Genomic DNA, 1,147 nt, shown 5'->3' with positions numbered 1-1,147 from the left:
AGCGTTTTAAAAGCGATTTTATCCTTAATCCTTTTATGCAATTTTTTAAATTAAACCTATAAGCTTATGACAGGTTCAAACAGTTAATTTCTTTAATGCCATTTTAGAGGTTTTTCCCAATTTTGGGAAAAATTATATGATCTCTATTTTCTATAAATGCGTATCTTTTGGTACAATTCATCTTATAACAGTTTCAAACGATTACCCTCTATAGGTAATAAGATATTGCTATAGCATTTTTAGATTTTACGCTTCTCAATTTTGAAAACTGTAATTTTATGTTTTTATCATGCGATTAACAATCCAATCATTAAAACAAGATGTGATCTTTAAACGTATGTTATCGATAATTCCAAACAACTAAATTTTAAACAATGCGATTTTGAGTGATAAAAACATATCATAAAATTTATAAACTGTTATGAATGATATCGGCTTTTCATTTTATTTGAATACACACATGCGTTATAATATTCACGTCATGATTTGCTTTTTATGGTCTATTCATACATGGCAATCTTATATAAAAAATGATCAAATGAATCACGTATAAAAAGATGGATTCTTGAGTGGATTCATATAAAATAACTTCACACAACCTATTGACTTTATTGTGTTTTTTGATATGATATCGAATATCAACATTCTCAGGCATCTCATGATACTGACCACCGTCAAATTCTTCATATTCTCTTGTACCATCATCATATTCGTAAAGATTGTAAAAATACTCAGCTACCCCTAATCCCCATGGTGCATATCCANAGATTGTAAAAATACTCAGCTACCCCTAATCCCCATGGTGCATATCCAACCGCTGTTGCAACAAACTTTTTTTGCATAGGCTGTTTACGTTTTTTTAAAAACATTTGGTTTAATATCCCCTATCTAAATCCATAACTTTACCAATGGGTTTATTTGCCTCAAAATGGACCGTACAGAAGCGTTTTTAATTTCAATGTGGTTTTTATCACAAAATCTTTAAATCGCTCTGTACGGTGCCTTTCTGTCAATTTAAACGCATATATATTCTCAAAATCATCAGCAAACTTCACTACTTTGCTGTTTTTTTCGGATCCATAAGTGTCTTTAAGCGTAGATCGCTGTTGCAAGTTGATTGAAGCTTTCTGAAAGGTTATTTGCGAAA

1 protein-coding gene and 1 pseudogene are annotated in these 1,147 nt (G+C 30.5%); both read right to left on the bottom strand.

Annotation, left to right across the window (positions count from 1 at the left end; all coding sequences use genetic code 11):
• Positions 1–637: 637 nt before the first annotated feature.
• A pseudogene (locus ACFIJW_RS00010) lies at positions 638–869 on the bottom strand (hypothetical protein); the annotation flags it as partial.
• A 54-nt stretch (positions 870–923) separates the two neighbouring features.
• Positions 924–1,147 (bottom strand): hypothetical protein (locus ACFIJW_RS00005; RefSeq protein ID WP_375632640.1); only part of this gene is annotated, 224 nt, incomplete at its 5' end.

This window comes from Bartonella sp. MM97QHHN, assembly GCF_042194285.1.
Lineage (GTDB): Bacteria > Pseudomonadota > Alphaproteobacteria > Rhizobiales > Rhizobiaceae > Bartonella.
This window is presented reverse-complemented; position numbering and strand designations above follow the sequence as displayed.